The organism is Stenotrophomonas sp. 71799_Sma (assembly GCF_056482505.1).
Window position 1 is genome coordinate 3173158 of the sequence record NZ_CM151202.1, and the last position, 17300, is coordinate 3190457.

A 17300-nucleotide genomic window follows, 5' to 3' on the forward strand; every position below is an offset into this window, starting at 1 on the left:
CCTGCGGACACCTTGGCGCCCCGCCCCACCGCCGGCAAACGGTTTGCGACGAAACCGGGCTGGGGGCGATGAAACCGGTGGTGGGGAAACCGGAGATTGATCAGGTTGCCGGCCAGCGGCCGGCACTACCGAATGGATTCACACCGGGACTGCGCCCGGGCGGCCGTGGGTCACCTGGAAGCGCGCCGCGGTGCGAACCGTCGCATCCGCACGCAGCACACTGTCAGCGAAGCGCAGTTCCGCATCCACGGTCTGCCGGTTCAGCTGCAGCTTCCACCAGCCACGGCGGTCACCGTCGAAATAGCGGATATGCGGGTTCTGCGGAATCGACGGCCCGTAGTACGGCCCGTATGGCGTGTCGTCGCCGCCACTGCTGATCGCCGGAGCGATGAATTCGGTGGCTACGACCGGCGCACTGGCCGCGTCGAAATCCAGCTTCAGGTCGTTGACGAAGGTGGAATGCCAGTCGCCGCCCAGCACGATGGCATTGCCCTGCCCGCCTGCCTGCATCGCCTGCAGCAGCCGGTTACGTGCGGCGGGATAGCCATCCCAGGCGTCATTCCAGAAGCGCTCGCGTGGCGTGCCACCGTCCAGCCGCAGCTGCGCCATCAGCAACTGCTGCACCACCACGTTCCAACGCGTGCCCTGCGCGGCCGCCATCGACTGCGCGAACCACGCCTCCTGGCCCGTGCCGAGCATGCTCATGCGCGGATCCAGTGCAGCATCACAGCGTGGCGACTCGCCCACGCCACAGGGATTGGCCGGGCGGAACTGGCGGCAATCGAGCAGGGTCAGCTGTGCCAGATCGCCGTAACGCAGGCGCCGATGCACGCGCAGGCCGCCGTTGCCCGCAGGTGTGCTGCGCATCGGCAGATGCTCGTAGAACGCGCGGTAGGCGGCGGCGCGGCGGATGATGAAGTCCTCCGTTGATACGCCGGGTTTTTCCGGGTGGATGCCGGAGTAATCATTCTGTACTTCATGGTCGTCCCAGATCACCGCGAACGCGTGTGCGGCATGCGCGGCCTGCAGATCCGGATCGAGCTTGTACAGCGCGTACTGGTCACGGTAGCGCTCCAGGCTGACGGTCTCGCCACTGAAGCGTTGCGCATCCAGCGCACGACCACGCGCGTTCTGCAGCGGGCTGTATTCGTACAGGTAGTCCCCGGCATGCAGCACCAGGTCGACATCGCTCTGCGCGATATCGCGCAGGACCGGGTAGTAGCCGCTGTTCCAGGCCTGGCAGGTGCACAGGGCCAACCGAAGCTGCTGCAGTTGCGTGTCCAGCGGCGGCGCGGTGCGGAAGTGGCCGACCGCGCTTTCCTCATCGCCGTCGCAGGCGAAACGGTAGTAGTAGTCGCGGCCTGGGCGCAGGCCGTTGACCTCCACGTGCACCGAATGCGCCAGCTCGGGCACCGCGGCCGCAGTCCCCCGCTGCACCAGCCGGCGCATGCCCGGGTCCTCGGCCACGAACCAGCGCACCGGCACCGCCCGCGACGGCATGCCGCCGCCATTGAGCGGGTCCGGTGCCAGCCGCGTCCACAATACGGCCCCCTGTGGATCCGGATCACCGGCGCCGACGCCCAGGGTGAACGGATCGCGCCCCAGCCGCGGCCCAGGGCCGGCCGCGGCCAGCCCCGGCATCGCCGCCAGCGCGATCGCCGCCCCCGTGCCCTGCCACGCCATGCGCAGCAGGCGACGACGGCTTTCCGGATCGACAGGCCCGCGCATCAGAAGCGCACGGTAGCGGTGGCCATCACCTGGCGCGGCGCGCCGACCTGCATGGTCGCCAGGCTGCGGGTCGGGTCAGCGGCGTAGGTGCCATTGGTGTTGATCGAGGACAGGTAGCGCTTGTCGGTCAGGTTGGTCAGGTTCAGCGCTACGGTCAGGTTCTGCGCCGGGCCGAGCTTGCCGAAGTCATAGGCCGCCGAGGCGTTGACCAGCCAGTAGCTCGGCACCGACACATCGTTGGTATAGGTCACGTAGCGCTTGCCGACATGGTTGGCGGCCAGGCGCAGGTCCCACGGGCCCGGGGTCCACGCCAGGGTGCTGGCGAACATCCATTCCGGGGTGTCGACGGTCGTTTTGCCGCGGGTCGGCACCACGCCGTTGTTCACGTAGTCGTTGTCGTAGGTGCTGTCATTCCAGGACAGCGCATTGGACCAGGTCAGGTCCTGCATCGGCTTCAGCTGCAGGGTCGCCTCGGCGCCGCGGCTGGTCACCGAACCGACGTTGGAGAACAGTGCCGGGCAACCGAGGATGCCCACGCACTGCGCGATGGCCAGCAGACGGTTGTCGAACTTGACGTCGTACACCGCCACCGAGGCTTCATAGCCGCGGCCGTAGCCACGCCAACCGAGCTCGATGGTGCGCGACTGTTCCGGCTTCAGGTTCTTCGCGCTGCTGTCGAATGCCGCCTGCGGCACGTTGAACGGACTGCCGACACCCAGTGCATAGGCGGCGATGTTCTTGGCGAACGAGCCGAAGATCTCATTGCCTTCGTTGAGCTTGAAGTTGAAGCCGGCCTGCGGCAGCAGCCCCTTCTTCGAGGTCAGGCTGCTGTTGTTGGCGTAGCTGCCCAGCGGGGTGCGCACGCTGGTACGGGTGTGCGGCGACTTCGCACCGATGTCGATGGTCAGGCGATCATCGAACAGGCGGAAGCGGTCCTGCACGTAGAACTGGCGGGTGATGGTGGTGTAGCGCTGGTGCCACACGCGCTGGTCCGGGTTGCGCAGGAAGAAGTCGTCGGTGATCGGGCCGTCGATGTAGTAGAAGTTGCGCTGCACGCTGTGGCCGTTGTCCTCGTACCAGAGGCCGGCTTCCAGTTCGTGGCCACCGACGTTCCAGGTGAACGCCGAGGTCACGCCGGTACGGTCGATCGCGTACTCGGTGGTGCGGATCGAGATCGGAATCTCGCGGCTGGTGCCCGGGTTCGACGGATTGGACGGGCTGAACCAGTGGCCCTGGCCACGGTTGCTGTGGTTGTAGACGTTGACCTTCAAGCGCATCGACTCGTTCAGGCCGAAATCGCCGGCAATGCTGGACAGGTCATCATTGCGCAGGCCGTGGCCGGAGTAGTACGCATCCCACGGGCTGTTGACGCCGCCGCTGAATTTGCCGCGTGCGGCGGCGACGGCGCGATCCCAGTCCGGCGCGTAGTTGTCCCAGTCCCAGCCGAGGCGATCGATCATTTCCAGCGACAGATCCTGGTAATCGGCCTCGACGCGGCGCGAGGCGTTGAACAGCGCGGTGATCCTGCTGTCCGTTCCGAAGTTGTAGGTGGCCTTGCCGTTGAACTGCTTCAGCTCCTGCGAGCCCTTGCCCTTCCACTTGTCACCTTCCGAATACACGCCGGACAGGTAGGCGGCAAAGCCCTGGTGCTCGCCGGTATCGAGGCGTGCATAGCTGCGGCGTGCGCTGTCACTACCAAAGCTCTGTGCCAGCACGACTCCATACTCGGTGGACGGATCGATCGAGTAGAACTGGAACACGCCGCCGAGGTTGCTGGTGGACGGCGTACCCAGTGCGCCGATGCCGGTGGAGACCTCCGCACCGCCCAGGTTCTCGCTGATCACCGCGCGGCTGATGTGCAGGCCGTTGCTGTTGCCATAGGCCATGTTGCCCAGCGGGATGCCATCGAGGGTGTAGCCCAGGCGGTTCTGGTTGAAGCCACGCAGGCTGATGGTGGTGGACCATTCGTAGGCGCCGGTGGCATCGGCCGATTCGAAATGCACGCCCGGCTTGGTTGCAAGCAGCTTCAGCGGATTGGCACCCGGCGGCAGCACCTTCATGTCCTCGGCGGTCACGCGCTGCACCTGGCGCGCTTCACCGCGGCCGATCACCGAGACCGAATCGAGGGTGGTGGCCGACTGTGCGTCGGTGGCGGGGGCGGTTTCAGCGGCAGCCAGCGACGGCAGCGAAGCACAGACCAACAGGGCCAGCAGATTGCGGCGAAGCGGAGCGTGGGACGGCATGGGGGCGGATTCCTTGGGCACGCTGGACGCCGAAGGGCGGCGTCGAAGGGCAGCAGCGGCGGAATCGTAGAAGCGTCGCGTTACATGTCATTTACACGCCACATACGGACGTTTGGCGTTTCGAATGGTTTGCCGGCCGTGGGGTGGTTGCCGACCAGCGGCCGGCACTACGGCTATTCGAATGAACCGACCGAGTCGTGGGCCAGGTTGTCGAAGCGGGTGTACTCGCCGAAGAACTTCAGCTTGCACGACCCGGTCGGGCCACCACGGTGCTTGCCGATGATGATCTCGGCCAGGCCCTTGTCCGGCGAATTTTCCTTGTTGTAGTAATCGTCGCGGTAGATGAAGACGATCATGTCCGCATCCTGCTCGATTGCGCCCGATTCGCGAAGATCGGCCATCACCGGGCGCTTGTCGGTACGCGTTTCCAGCGAGCGGTTGAGCTGCGACAACGCGATCACCGGCACGTGCAGTTCCTTGGCCAGGCCCTTCAGCGAACGCGAGATCTCCGAGATTTCGGTCGCGCGGTTTTCGCTGTTGCCCGGCACGCTCATCAGCTGCAGGTAGTCGATCACCACCAGGCCCAGATCATGCTCGCGCTTGAGGCGGCGGCACTTGGAACGCAGCACTTCCGGCGACACGCCAGGCGTGTCGTCGATGAAGATCTTGGTTTCCTTCAGCATCTTGATCGCGCTGGTGACGCGGCTCCAGTCCTCGTCTTCCAGCTGGCCGGTACGCAGGCGCTGCGCGTTGATGCGGCCGTTGGAGGAAATCAGGCGCATCGCCAGCTGCGAGGCCGACATTTCCATCGAGAACACCGCCACGCCCTTCTTCGACTTGATCGCCGCGTACTCGGCGATGTTCAGTGCGAAGGTGGTCTTGCCCATGGCCGGGCGCGCGGCAAGGATGATCAGGTCGGTCGGCTGCAGGCCGGAGGTCATCGCATCGAAATCGTTGTAGCCGGTCGGCAGGCCGGTGATGTTGCCGCCGTTCTCGAAACGGCTGCGCAGCTCTTCGAAGGCATCCTTCAATGCACCGGGCATCGCCACGAAATCGGTACGGCCGCGTGCGCCCTGTTCGGCGATGGCGAACACGCTCTTTTCCGCCGAGGCCAGCAGCTCGCTGCTCTCTCGTCCCTCGGGCTGGAAACCGTCGTTGACGATGTCGGTACCCACCTGGATCAGCTGCCGCAGCACCGCCTTGTCACGCACGATCTCAGCGTAGGCCACGATGTTGGCCGCCGACGGCGTGGTACTGGCCAGTTCGATCAGGTAGGCACCATCGCCCACCAGTTCCATCTTGCCCTGCGATTCGAACCACTCGCCCAGGGTCACCGCATCGAACGGCCGCTCGCGCTCGGACAGCTCACGGATCGCGCGATAGATCATCTGGTGGTCGCGGCGGTAGAAATCGCCTTCGGTCAGCTGGTCATTGACCCGGTCATAGGCCTCAGGGGCCAGCATCAGGCCACCCAGCACCGCCTGCTCGGCTTCCACCGAATGGGGCGGTACCCGCAACTGGTCGATGCGCGACTCGTCGCGATCGCGATCGAAGCCATCACCGCGCTCTCTGCGGTTGGAACGGAAGCCGGGGCGAGCGGACATGCTGCGGTGTTTCCTGCGAAAGTGGGCCGGACGAGTGTAGGCATGCGCCGACCCCGGCGGCCATGGACAAGCCTGTGGATAAGCCGTGGAGAAACGGGGGATATCCGCCGGTGCCTGGCCAGACTGGCGTGGGGGCGTCGCACTGCCTGCGACGGGCGCCATTGCGGCACCCGAGCGGACATTATCGCAGATGGGGCTGGCAACCGCTGGCGTCAATCGCCCTTGACGTGAACCGCGATCAGCGCCAGGAACCGGTCCACGTAGCCCTGCAGGAATTTCTGCGTGCCTTCATTGTGGACCGTGCCATCGGCATCGATCAGGCCGTCCTTGAAATGAATGAACGCCTCGGGCTGGCCGAGCACGTGCATGTCCAGGAAGGCCAGGCTGTTGCGCAGGTGCTGCTGGGCCACGGCGGTGCCGATCTGGCCGATGGAGGCGCCGATCACCGCCGCCGGTTTGCCGGCAAACGCGCTGTCACCGTAGGGGCGCGAGCCGATATCGATGGCGTTCTTCAGCACGCCCGGCACCGACCGGTTGTATTCCGGGGTCACGAACAGCACCGCATCGGCGGCACGGACCTGGTCCTTCAGCCGGGTACCCTGCGCCGGATAGTGGCCATCGAAGTCCTGGTCGTACAGCGGCAGATCACCGATCTGCACGTACTGGAAGCGCGCACGGTCGCCGGCAATCTTCTCCAGCGCATGGGCCAGTTTGCGGTTGCAGGAATCCTTGCGCAGGCTGCCGACGAACACGGCGATGGTGGGGACGGACATCGGGACATACTCCTCACGGTGCGGGAGGCCCAGCCTAGTCGCCGGGCCCTTGCAGGCCGGTGAAGATCAGCCGCCGGTCACGCCCGCGCGCACCTGCCGCCAATGCGCCTGCCAGGCCTGGAACATCAGCACGTTCCACAGATGGGTATGCCACTTGCGCTGGCCGCCGAGGAACTGCTGCCACAGCGGCTGTACCGCGGCCGCCGACAGCACGCCCTCCTGCTCCAGCCGCGCGGGCTGCAGCAGATCTTCGGCCCACGGCCGCAGGTCGCCCTTCAGCCAGTCACTGACCGGCGCGCCGAAACCACGCTTGGGCCGGTGCACCATCGACTGCGGTACATAGCGGCCCAGCACGCGCTTGAGCAGCACCTTGCTGGTGGTTTCACTGCGCTTGAAGCCCAGCGGCAGCGACCAGGCGAACTCGGCCACGCGAGAATCCAACAGCGGTGCGCGGGCTTCCAGGCTGACCGCCATCGAGGTGCGGTCGACCTTGCACAGCAGGTCATCCGGCAGGTAGGTCACGTAATCGGCCAGCATCATCGCATCGGCCGGTGTGCCGGCACCGTGCAACGGGTCGGCCAGGTCGTAGAAGCTGCCCGCGGCCTGCGCCCCCGGCACTGCCGCCGCCGGGTTGCGCCAGCGCGAGATGCGGTTGCGGTACACGTCACCGATGCCACGCGCGCCGGATTCTGCCAGCAGCGCGGCCAGGCCGCCGGTACGCGAGGCCTCGCCCTGCTGCTGTGAGCGCGCGCCCATCCAGCGCCGCAGCGGCCCCGGCACACGGCCCAGCATCTGCCAGTTGCGCAGCGCGCGTACATAGCGGGTATAGCCGAAGAACAGCTCGTCGCCACCATCGCCGGACAGCGCCACGGTCACGCCCTGCCGCGCCAGGCGGGCGACCAGCGCGGTCGGCACCTGCGAGGCATCGGCGAAGGGTTCGTCGAACATCGCCGGCAACTGCGGCACCACCGCCAACGCATCGGCACCGCTGACGTAGAGTTCAGTGTGGTCGCAGCCCAGATGCGCGGCCAGTTCCTTGGCCAGCGGCGCCTCGTCGTGGCCCGAACCGGTGAACCCGATACTGAAGCTGTGCACCGGCTGGCCACTTTGTGCCTGCATCAGCGCGGCCACCAGCGACGAATCGGTGCCGCCGGACAGGAACACGCCCACCGGCACGTCGGCCACCATGCGCAGCGCGACCGCGTCACGCAGCAGCCCGTCCAGCTGCTCCTCGGCTTCCTCGATGCGGCCCTGGAACGGCGCAGCCAGCGCCGCCTGCATGCGCGCACGCGCATCCCAGTACGGGCGCTGCGCCTGCTCCGGCCGGTGCGCGGCCGCACCCGCCGCCACGGCTTCCGCATCCAGGCGCAGCACGCGCCCGGGCATCAATTTGTAGCAGCGCTGGTGGATGCTGTGCGGCGCCGGAATGTAATCCAGCCGCAGCAGCAGGGTCAGGGCGTCACGGTCGATGTCGTTGTCGAAGGCCGGGTGCTGCCACAGCGCCTTCAGTTCCGAACCGAACACCAGCGTGTCGCCGGCCCAGCCGTAGTACAGCGGCTTCTTGCCAACGCGGTCGCGGGCCAGCCACAGGCACTGCTCCTGGCGGTCCCACAGCGCAATGGCGAACATGCCGTTGCAGCGCTGCAGGGTGTCTTCCATGCCCCACTGCAGGATCGCTGCCAGCAGCACCTCGGTGTCGGAGTGGCCACGGAAAACATGCCCCAGCGGCTCCAGTTCGGCACGCAGGGCGGCGAAGTTGTAGACCTCGCCGTTGTAAGCCATCACGTAGCGACCATCAGACGAGGCCATCGGCTGGTGGCCCAGCGGCGACAGGTCGAGAATGCTCAGCCGACGGTGCGCCAGCGCGATGCCGGCCCCGGCATCGACCCAGCTGCCGCCATCATCCGGCCCGCGGTGGTGCAGCGCCTCGCCCATGGCCAGGACCTGCGCCTGCAGCACCTCGGCCGACGCCACCGGCGCCGGCAACAACATTCCCGCCAATCCACACATGCATCAAGGTTCCTGCGCCAGTTCAAGGGCGGCGCCAATCACCGCATTGTCGCTTGGAAGCCCGAACATTGCTGCCCCCGCCAGCGGCGTATAGGTATCGGCACCGCAGACCCGGCGCAATGGCAGGTGGCCGAAACCGGCCTCGACCAGGGCGGTGACCACGCCCTCGCCCACCCCGCCACTGTGGCGGCCCTCGTCCAGCACCAGCACCCGCCGCGCACTGGCTGCCTGGCTGGCGATGAAGCCGGCATCCAGCGGCACCAGCCAGCGCAGGTCGACCACCCGCACCTGCCAGCCCAGCTGCTGTTCGATTGCCCGCACCGCGCGCAGCGCCATCGGCACGCCGTTGCCATAGGTGTAGACCACCAGGTCGCCTGCCTCCGGCGCATAGACCCGCCCTTCGCCCGGCACCAGCGCCTGGCCCTGGGCGGGGTAGTCGAACAGCCACTGGCCATCGCCCGGCGCATGCAGGTCCTTGCTCATGTACAGCGCGATCGGCTCCAGGAACACCGCCACCCGCCCGTCCACCCGCGCCAGCGCGGCCAACGTGCGCAGCATCATCACCGCATCGTCGCCGCGCGACGGGCAACCGACCACCAGGCCGGGAATGTCGCGCAGCGCGGTGATCGAATTGTCGTTGTGGAAGTGGCCACCGAAGCCCTTCTGGTAGCCCAGCCCGGCCACCCGCACCAGCATCGGGTTGCGGTACTGGTCATTGGAGAAAAACTGCAGCGAACACGCTTCACCGCGCACCTGGTCGATGGCGTTGTGCAGGTAGGCCAGGTACTGGATCTCCGGAATCGGCAACATGCCCATGTTGGCCAGGCCCTGCGCCATGCCCAGGATCATGGTCTCGTCCAGCAGGGTGTTGAACACCCGGCGCGGGCCGAAGCGGCGCAGCAGATCCTTGGTGACGGTGTAGACACCGCCCTTCTGCGCCACATCCTCACCGAACAGCAGGCTCTGCGGATACTTCGCCAGCAGCTCCTGCAGGCCGTGGTTGATCTGGATGGCGAGGTGCCGTGGTGGCTGCCGCTCGGGCAGGGCCTCCGCACCGCCATACAGCGCTTCGCGCGCATCGGCGGGCACCTCGCGCCGCGCTTCGGCCTGCACCGCCGCCGGCGTGTACGGCGCCAGCGGCGCCATCACCTCCTGCAGTGACTGCAGCGTCGGGCGGCCTTCGGCATCCGCCGCCGCGGCCATGCAGCGCGCGCGCATCGTTTCGTAGGCGACCTCGATGGTGGCCGCATCCATCCAGCCCGACTCCATCGCGATCTGCGCCGAGCGCAGCAGCGGATCCTGCGCCTCGGCCGCGCACAGCTCCGGCAGCGCGCGCCATTCCACCTCGAAATCGGTGCCGGCGTGGCCCATCAGGCGGGTAGTACGCAGATGCAGGAAGGTGGGCCGCCGCGTGCGCCGGCAGTGCTCCACCGCCGCCTGCACCTGGGCGTGCCCGGTGGCCAGATCGAGACCATCAGCGAAGAAATAGTCGAGCCCCGGCTGGCGGCTGAAGCGCTCGGCAATCCAGCCTTCCGGCGTCTTCACTGAAATGCCCAGCCCGTTGTCCTCGCAGACGAACAGGATCGGCGCCGGCAGCTTCTGGTAGGCCGACCACATCGCGGTGTTGAACGCGGTCTGCGCGGTGGCATGGTTGGCCGAGGCGTCGCCGAACGAGCACAGCACGATGCTGTCGGCCGGGATCGGCAACGGCTGCCCCAGGCGCTTGCCGCTCTCGATGGCCAGCGCGGTGCCCAGCGCTTTCGGCAGGTGCGACGCGATGGTCGAGGTCTGCGGCAGCACCCACAACGGTTTGCTGCCCCACACCTTGTGGCGGCCCCCGCTGGCCGGGTCATCGGCGCTGGCGGCGAAAGACAGCGCGGCATCGCGTAGCGGATCGATGCCCGGCACCTGGCGCGAACGCTCGGCCATGAAGGCACCGGAGCGATAGTGCAGGAAGGCTGGATCGGTATGCCGGCAGGCCCGCGCCAGCAGCGCGTTGCCCTCGTGGCCGGAGGAACCGATGGTATAGAAGACCTTGTTCTGAACGCGCAGCACGCGTGCCATCAGGTCCAGCTGGCGGCTGGCCAGCTGCGAATCGAACAGTTCGCCAAACGCTGCGGCAGTGAGCGTGCTGCCCGGCAGGATCGCCGCATCCGGTACCGGGCGTGGACGCGGGGTGCCGCGCCAGCCACGTACCGCATCGAGGAAGTTGACGTCGCACACTTCGGCGCGGTTGAGCACGCGCATGCGTGCGGGAATCGGATCTGGAACCACAGCGAACATCGAACACCCTCCGTGTCGTTGTTGCATTCCGCCCGGCGCTGGCCAGGCGCTACCCTGTGGGGGTCACCCTGGTGAGAGTCACGCAGCCTCGAAGCGAGCGCGCACCTCGGCGGTCACCGCCGGCATCGGCAGGAAGCGCGGTTGTTCACGCACGCGCTGCAGCCAGCCACGCACTTCCGGGAATGGCTCCAGGCTGATACCGCCCTCTGCCGCCACGTCGGTATAGGCGAACAGCGCGATATCGGCGACGCCATATCCGTTGCCGGTGAACCATTGCGCCTGGCGCAGGTGCTGCTCCATCACCGCCAGCGCGGTGGCGGCGCGCTCGTGCAGGCGCGGCAGTTCGGCGCGGCGCGGTGAATCAGCGGGGGTCCAGCCACGGATGAAGCGCGCCACCGCCACGCACGGCTCGTGCGTGTACTGCTCGAAGAACATCCAGCTCAACGCCTGCGCGCGCTCCCAGCCATCGGTGGGCAGGTACGGCGTGCCCTCGGCCAGCCAGAACAGGATCGCGTTGGATTCGGTCAGCACGCGGCCATCGTCGCGGACGATCAGCGGCACCTTGGCATTCGGATTCAACGCCAGGAATTCTGGGGTGTGGGTCTGGCCATGGGCGCTGTCCACCTCCACCCAGCGGTAGCGGCTGCCGAGCTGCTCCAGCAGCAGGCGCACCTTGTGGCAATTGCCCGAGACCGACATGCCATGCACCGTCAACGGGACGCGCTCTTCCACCATCGCCTGCTCCATCGGATCCGGCCGGCGGCCAGCTGCGTGCAGTCTGGCAAGCGCGCCGATGAATGCCAAGCGCGGGTGCAGCATGGCAACACGGTAGTGCCGACCGCTGGCCGGCAATCGCGCGAATCTGCCGCAACGCGGTTGCCGGCCAGCGGCCGGCACTACCGGGCAAGGCTCAGCGCGCGCGCTGTCGCCACTGCTCGCGCGACTGGCCCCAGATCTGCATCGGCTTGTCGTTGTACGGCGGCGGCAGTTCCCCCATCCGTAGCAGCGTGCTGCCGAGCTTGCGCGCGACCGCCCGCGAGTTGTCGTTGTTCTCGGCAATGGTGTGGATCACTTCGTCCCAACCCAGCGTGTCGAACGCCCAATCGATTGCTGCGACCGCCGCTTCCGGCGCATAGCCCCGGCCCCAGCTGGCATGACGGATGCCCCAGCCGACCTCGGTACCGGGCCAGTCCTGCGGTTGCCAGGGTCCCATCCGCCCGATCCAGTCACCGCTGGATTTCTCGATCACGCTGAACATCGAGAAGCCAAACAGCTGCCAAGCGCCAGCCAGGCTGCAGAAGCCACGCCAGGCCACCGAAGGCGGCTGCACGCCACCGAGGGTGCGCATCGTTTCCTCATCGGCGCAGAACGCCAGATACGGTTCGTAGTCCTCGCGCAGCAGCGGGCGCAGGATCAGGCGCTCGGTTTCGATGCGCAGGTCGAAGATGCTCATGCCGGCTCCATGTCGAAGGAAGCGTCCATGATGGTGGATTCACGCCCCGCGCGGATGAATTTCGCCGGCTGCAACGAAACGGGCCGGCATAAGCCGGCCCGTCAGGTACTGCATGCTGCGTCTGGATTACTGGCGCGTGCTGGCCGCCGTGGCACCGGCAGCAGCGGTCTGCGTGACCAGCTGGCCATCGACCACCGGCAGGCGATCGCTGGCCGGCTTCTTGTCCATGCGCACCGTCTTCTCGGCGCCGTCGTAGCGGTAGGTCACGTTGTAGCCCTTCACCACGTCGTTGGTACCCATGGCAATGCGGTTGCCCGGCTTGCTGGCCATGCGCATGGTACCGGTGGTGCCATCCTCGTTGCGGTAGGTCACGTTGTAGCCGGTGACGCGGCTCGACTCGGAGGTCGCGGTCTCGGTGTGGCACTGGCGCTCGGTGCGGTTGACCACGCGGCCACCCACATGGCGCTTGTCGATCTGGTTGCCGATGAAGCCACCGGCCACCGCGCCGGCCGCAGTGGCGGCCTTCTTGCCATTGCCGCCGCCGACCTGGTTGCCCAGCAGGCCACCCACCACAGCACCGACCACGGTACCGCCGACGTTGCCGTCACGTTCCGGCAGGCGCTCCTGCACCGTCACGTCCTGGCAGACTTCATGCGGGGTCTGGGTGGTGGAGGTCTCACGCACCGCGTCGGTGCCGATCACGGTGGCGTAGGCCTTCTGCTTCTCGGTGATCGGGTCGACCTTCAGCACATCGGCATATTCCAGCCCACGCGGTGCGGTCGGGTCGAGAGTGTCACCACGCGCGCCATCGTCGCTGGCGTTGCCATCGACCAGGCGCGATTCACCATTGGGGGTTCCGGCGCTGATGGAATCGGGCGATCTGTCGCCACTCTTCATGAAGGCGGCAGTGGCGATGCCACCGACCAGCAGCGCGCCCGCTGCGACCAGGACAGTTGTAGTTGTGCTTTTCATGACCTGCTCCTTGCGGACCATCCGCAACGTTCTCGAACCAGATTGCAGCATGCGCTGCCTGAACGGAATCTCCACATTTCCTGCTCATTCCCGTAACCCATTCAGCATCGGGAAATGCTGGGCCCGTGGTAGCGTTTGCATATTCCCCAGGAGGACCCCCGCCATGGCCAACCCGATGCTGCTGCCGGTACTGCAATGGGCGCGCCGGCTGCGCTACCCCACCCTGTTCAAGCTCACCGCGGGCCTGTTCGCGCTGACCCTGTTCATCCCGGACCCGATTCCGTTCGTCGATGAGCTGGTGCTCGGCTTCGGCACCCTGCTGCTGGCCAATTGGAAGCGCCGCAACACCACCACGCCTCCGCCGCTGGAGCAGCATTGAGCCTGCTGGTCGACAGCCACTGCCATCTGGACGCCAGCGAGTTCGACCGCGACCGCGCCGCGGTGGTCGAGCGTGCGCAGGCCGCTGGCGTGCACCAGCAGGTGGTACCGGCGGTGACCGCAGCCAGCTGGCCGAAGCTGCGCGAGGTCTGCCAGCAGGCGCCGGGGCTGTACCCAGCCTACGGCCTGCATCCGATGTTCCTGGCCGAGCACCAGCCTGGGCACCTGCCGCTGCTGCGCGAGTGGATCGAACGCGAACGCCCCTGCGCGATCGGCGAATGTGGTCTGGACTTTTTCGTTGAAGGCCTGGATGCCGAGGCGCAACAGGCATATTTCATCGGTCAACTGGAACTGGCCCGTGAGTTCGAGCTGCCGGTGATCGTGCATGCACGGCGCGCGGTGGATGCGGTGATCGCCGCGATCCGTCGCGTCGGCGGCCTGCGCGGCGTGGTGCACAGCTTTTCCGGCAGTCCGGAACAGGCAGCGCAACTTCACAGGCAGGGCTTCCTGCTCGGGCTCGGCGGCCCGTTGACCTACGAGCGCGCGCAACGCCTGCAGCGGCTGGCGCGCGAGATGCCGCTGGAACAGCTGCTGCTGGAGACCGACGCCCCGGACCAGCCTGACGCCGGCATCCGCGGCCAGCGCAACGAACCGGCCCGGCTGGCGATCATCGCCCGCCACGTGGCGGCGCTACGCGGGATGGAGCTGGACGCGGTGGCCCAGGCCACGACGGAGAACGCGCGGCGGTTGTTCGCGCTGCCCGTGAACTGAGGGTAGTGCCGGCCGCTGGCCGGCATCTGCGCTGATTCAATCATTCCGGAGTTGCCGGCCAGCGGCCAGCACTACCGTCACGCGTCGGCGTGATCCTCGACCACTTCAGCCTTCACCTTCTTCGGCTCCAGCAGCATCTCCAACGCCTTGCCGACCGCTGCGAAGGCGAACGCGCCGGTGATGTGGGTCGCTGCGCCCAGGCCGGCGCCGCAGTCCAGCTTCAGCGCCGCATCGGCGCCCAGGTTTGGTCGGATGCCGCAGACACTGCCATCGGCCTGCGGGTACTTCACGTTCTCCAGCGAGTACACCGCCGGCACGCCGAAGTAGCGCTTGGCATTCTTCGGGAAGTTGAACTCGCTGCGCAGCTTCTTGCGGATCAGCGCCAGCATGGCGTCATGCTCGGTGCGCGAGACATCGCGGATACGCACCAGGGTGGGATCGGTACGGCCACCGGCAGCGCCCACGGTCAGCAACGGCAGCTTGCGGCGACGGGACCAGGCGATCGTCTCGACCTTGACCCGGAAGCTGTCGCAGGCATCGATCACCAGGTCGAAGCCACGGTCCAGCAGTTCGGCCATGTTGGACACGGTCAGGAACGCCTGCACGGCATCGACCTCGATATCCGGATTGATCGCACGGCAACGCTCGGCCATGGCCTCGGCCTTGTTGCGGCCGTAGTTGCCCTCCATCGCCGGCAGCTGCCGGTTGGTGTTGGACACGCAGATGTCATCGGCATCGATCAGGGTCAGGTGGCCGACCGCTGAACGCGCCAACGCTTCCACCACCCACGAGCCGACGCCGCCCATGCCGACCACCGCCACGCGGCTGCCCTGCAGGCGCTCGAGTGCGCCCACGCCATACAGCCGTTCGATGCCGGCGAAGCGTTGTTTGACCTGTTCGTTCATCCCGCTATTTTAACGTGCAGGCGCCGGCACCCGCAGTACGTCGGCATCGAACCCACCGTTGCACGCCCGGAGAGCCCGCCATGAACGCCAGCCCGCCCCGCCGCCTGTCCACTGCCCATCGCTACCTGTTCGTGCTGTGCCTGGGCCTGCTGATCGGCCTGATCGCCACCGTGATGGTCAGCCGCGCCCTGCAGGCGCGTCGCGACCCGTTCCCGGACAGCCTGATGCAGGTAATGCAGCGGCAGTCGCAACTGCTGCTGCAGGCCCAGCAGCAGAACCGCTGCAGCCTGGCTGACAGCGTGCCGCGGCTGCAGGCCATACGCCTGCTGTCCAATGACCTGGACCTGGCCTTTCCCGGGCTGAAGGACAGCACGCAGTTCCAGCAGCACGCCAGCCAGCTGCGCGGCAACCTCAACGCCGCACTGGCAGCTCCGCCCAGCGACTGCAAGGCACTGGCCCAGGTGGTGGAAACCCTGCAGGCCGACTGCCGCGCCTGCCACCAGGACTTCCGCTGAGCCGCATTCATCCTGCAGCCGGGCAAGCCATGCACGGTTGGCGCGTCGTTCACGTTCGAAAGGAGAGGATTCGTCCACCCTGCTGCATGACGCAGTACCACCCCAGACACCCGCCTTCACGGCCAGGAGATGCCCCATGAAGATCCAGCTCATCGCCGCCACTGCCATCGCTACCCTTGCTCTGGCTGGCTGTGCCACCCCCGGCGGCTACGGTGGCGGCGGTTACAACAACGGCTACAACAATGGTGGCTACGGCAACAACGGCGGCTACAACCAGGGCCGCTGCGCCGACTGCGGCATCGTCACCCGCATCAACACCGTGCCCTCGGGCCGCACCGCGCCCAGCGCGACCGGCGCGATCCTCGGCGGCATCGTCGGCGCCGTGGCCGGCCATGAAATCTCCGATCACACCGGTGGCAGCCGTGGCAACAAGAACATCGCCGCCGCCGCAGGCGCGGTCGGTGGCGCCCTGGCCGGCAACCAGATCCAGAAGAACGTGACCAGCGATACCTACGACATCAGCGTGCGCATGGACGATGGCCGCACGATCGTGGTCAACCAGCGCGACCTCGGCGGCATCCGCGAGAACACCTACGTGCGCGTGGTCAACGGCAAGGTCATCCTGCGCTGACCTGCATCGGGCCGATGGCAAAGAAAAGGCCCGCTTGCGCGGGCCTTTTCATTTGACGGTATGCAGCGCGATCAGGTCGGCTGAACGGCGTCGGCCTGCAGGCCCTTCTGGCCCTGCACGACGGTGAAGGTTACCTTCTGGCCTTCCTTCAGGCTCTTGAAGCCCTGGGTCTGGATGGCACGGAAGTGCACGAACACGTCTTCGCCGTTTTCACGGCTGATGAAGCCGAAGCCCTTTGCATCGTTGAACCACTTGACGGTACCGGTCTCGCGATCAGACATCTCACTAACTCCCTGGTGACTCTCTCTTGTTGTAGGAAACGCCTGGTGGGCGGCTGACAAGCAAGGGGGAAGCGAGGTGCATCGATGCAGCGGATCGGGAAGATCTTGCTTCATCAGGCCACGATCCACGGTGACCTTGCCAAGCTCAGCGACTGCAACTTAACCCGCCCAAAACGAAAAAGCAACTGGCAAAATCTTTCACTGTCAACCCCAAAACGACCACCATACGGGACAGCATGGGACTCTCATTCATCTTATATCTGCTAGCGGTCATTTTTGTCCTCGTCGGCATCGCCGGAATCATCCTTCCGGCCCTCCCCGGCATCCCCCTGGTATTCATCGGACTGCTGCTTGCGGCGTGGGCCGACGGCTTCGCCCACGTCGGCTGGCCGACCCTGGTCGCGCTGGGCGTACTGACCCTGCTCTCGCTGCTGGTGGACGTGTTGGCCACAGTGGTGGGTGCGCAGCGGGTCGGTGCCAGCCGCAAGGCGCTGTGGGGCACGTTCGTCGGCAGCATCGTCGGGCTGTTCTTCATGCCGATCGGCCTCTTTGCCGGGCCCCTGATCGGCGCCTTGGCCGGCGAGTACTGGCACACCCGTGAACTGGGCCGCTCGACCAAGGTGGGTCTGGCCACCTGGCTCGGCATCCTGCTCGGCCTGGCGTTGAAGCTGGCGGTGGTGATCGCGATGCTGGGCCTGTTCGCCTTCGCCTGGTTCCTGTAACCCGCACCGTCTTCACGCCGCGCGCACGCGG

General features: G+C 66.8%; 16 protein-coding genes. 5 read left to right on the top strand and 11 right to left on the bottom strand.

The annotated features are described in order from the left end of the window. Positions 1-138: 138 nt before the first annotated feature. The 9 genes from ACZK4Z_RS14805 to ACZK4Z_RS14845 all read right to left on the bottom strand — a co-directional run bounded on the left by ACZK4Z_RS14805 (position 139) and on the right by ACZK4Z_RS14845 (position 13066). Positions 139-1728 (bottom strand): alkaline phosphatase D family protein, encoded by a 1590-nt coding sequence (locus ACZK4Z_RS14805; protein WP_478450884.1) that lies wholly within the window; start codon positions 1726-1728, stop codon positions 139-141. Next, positions 1728-3971: a TonB-dependent receptor family protein gene (locus tag ACZK4Z_RS14810; RefSeq protein WP_478450885.1), complete on the bottom strand. Its 2244-nt coding sequence runs from the start codon at positions 3969-3971 to the stop codon at positions 1728-1730. Before ACZK4Z_RS14810 ends, ACZK4Z_RS14805 begins: the two co-directional genes overlap by 1 nt. Positions 3972-4144: 173 nt before the next feature. Further along, on the bottom strand, positions 4145-5575 hold the full coding sequence (locus ACZK4Z_RS14815; protein ID WP_010486827.1) for a replicative DNA helicase: 1431 nt from the start codon (positions 5573-5575) through the stop codon (positions 4145-4147). Positions 5576-5787: 212 nt separating this feature from the next. Next, positions 5788-6348, bottom strand: a complete 561-nt coding sequence (locus ACZK4Z_RS14820; RefSeq protein ID WP_032129634.1) for an NADPH-dependent FMN reductase — start codon at positions 6346-6348, stop codon at positions 5788-5790. A gap of 66 nt (positions 6349-6414) precedes the next feature. Then, positions 6415-8358 carry an asparagine synthase (glutamine-hydrolyzing) gene (asnB, locus tag ACZK4Z_RS14825; protein WP_478450886.1) on the bottom strand — a complete coding sequence of 648 codons (1944 nt, stop codon included), beginning with the start codon at positions 8356-8358 and terminating at the stop codon, positions 6415-6417. Between the two features lie 3 nt (positions 8359-8361). Beyond that, positions 8362-10641, bottom strand: coding sequence for a thiamine pyrophosphate-dependent enzyme (locus ACZK4Z_RS14830; RefSeq protein WP_478450887.1), 2280 nt, complete (start codon positions 10639-10641; stop codon positions 8362-8364). A gap of 78 nt (positions 10642-10719) precedes the next feature. Beyond that, positions 10720-11376 (bottom strand): glutathione S-transferase family protein, encoded by a 657-nt coding sequence (locus tag ACZK4Z_RS14835; protein ID WP_121505110.1) that lies wholly within the window; start codon positions 11374-11376, stop codon positions 10720-10722. A gap of 175 nt (positions 11377-11551) precedes the next feature. Beyond that, a complete protein-coding gene (locus ACZK4Z_RS14840) occupies positions 11552-12094 on the bottom strand; it encodes a GNAT family N-acetyltransferase (protein WP_032129637.1) in 543 nt (180 codons plus the stop codon). 126 nt (positions 12095-12220) lie between these two features. Next, on the bottom strand, positions 12221-13066 hold the full coding sequence (locus ACZK4Z_RS14845; RefSeq protein ID WP_478450888.1) for a glycine zipper 2TM domain-containing protein: 846 nt from the start codon (positions 13064-13066) through the stop codon (positions 12221-12223). A gap of 163 nt (positions 13067-13229) precedes the next feature. Here ACZK4Z_RS14845 and ACZK4Z_RS14850 point away from each other — a divergent pair, with 163 nt between their 5' ends. Together ACZK4Z_RS14850 and ACZK4Z_RS14855 are read left to right on the top strand one after the other, a co-directional pair. Next, on the top strand, positions 13230-13445 hold the full coding sequence (locus ACZK4Z_RS14850) for a DUF6116 family protein (protein WP_049398753.1): 216 nt from the start codon (positions 13230-13232) through the stop codon (positions 13443-13445). Then, positions 13442-14215, top strand: coding sequence for a TatD family hydrolase (locus tag ACZK4Z_RS14855; RefSeq protein ID WP_478450889.1), 774 nt, complete (start codon positions 13442-13444; stop codon positions 14213-14215). Before ACZK4Z_RS14850 ends, ACZK4Z_RS14855 begins: the two co-directional genes overlap by 4 nt. Before the next feature lie 77 nt (positions 14216-14292). On the opposite strand, the gene ACZK4Z_RS14860 is transcribed toward ACZK4Z_RS14855, so the two are convergent. After that, complete coding sequence (locus tag ACZK4Z_RS14860) at positions 14293-15120, bottom strand: tRNA threonylcarbamoyladenosine dehydratase (protein WP_478450890.1); 828 nt, start codon at positions 15118-15120, stop codon at positions 14293-14295. Positions 15121-15200: 80 nt separating this feature from the next. Between ACZK4Z_RS14860 and ACZK4Z_RS14865 the strand changes: the two genes are divergently transcribed. Beyond that, positions 15201-15635: a cytochrome c gene (locus tag ACZK4Z_RS14865; protein ID WP_180855044.1), complete on the top strand. Its 435-nt coding sequence runs from the start codon at positions 15201-15203 to the stop codon at positions 15633-15635. 136 nt (positions 15636-15771) lie between these two features. Continuing rightward, entirely contained in the window at positions 15772-16266 is a 495-nt protein-coding gene (locus ACZK4Z_RS14870; protein ID WP_110712854.1) for a glycine zipper 2TM domain-containing protein, read from the top strand. Between the two features lie 71 nt (positions 16267-16337). Here ACZK4Z_RS14870 and ACZK4Z_RS14875 read toward each other — a convergent pair whose 3' ends face one another. After that, positions 16338-16547: a cold-shock protein gene (locus ACZK4Z_RS14875; RefSeq protein ID WP_005410290.1), complete on the bottom strand. Its 210-nt coding sequence runs from the start codon at positions 16545-16547 to the stop codon at positions 16338-16340. 236 nt (positions 16548-16783) lie between these two features. Between ACZK4Z_RS14875 and ACZK4Z_RS14880 the strand changes: the two genes are divergently transcribed. After that, complete coding sequence (locus ACZK4Z_RS14880; protein ID WP_049398758.1) at positions 16784-17269, top strand: DUF456 domain-containing protein; 486 nt, start codon at positions 16784-16786, stop codon at positions 17267-17269. The last annotated feature ends 31 nt before the right edge of the window (positions 17270-17300 follow it).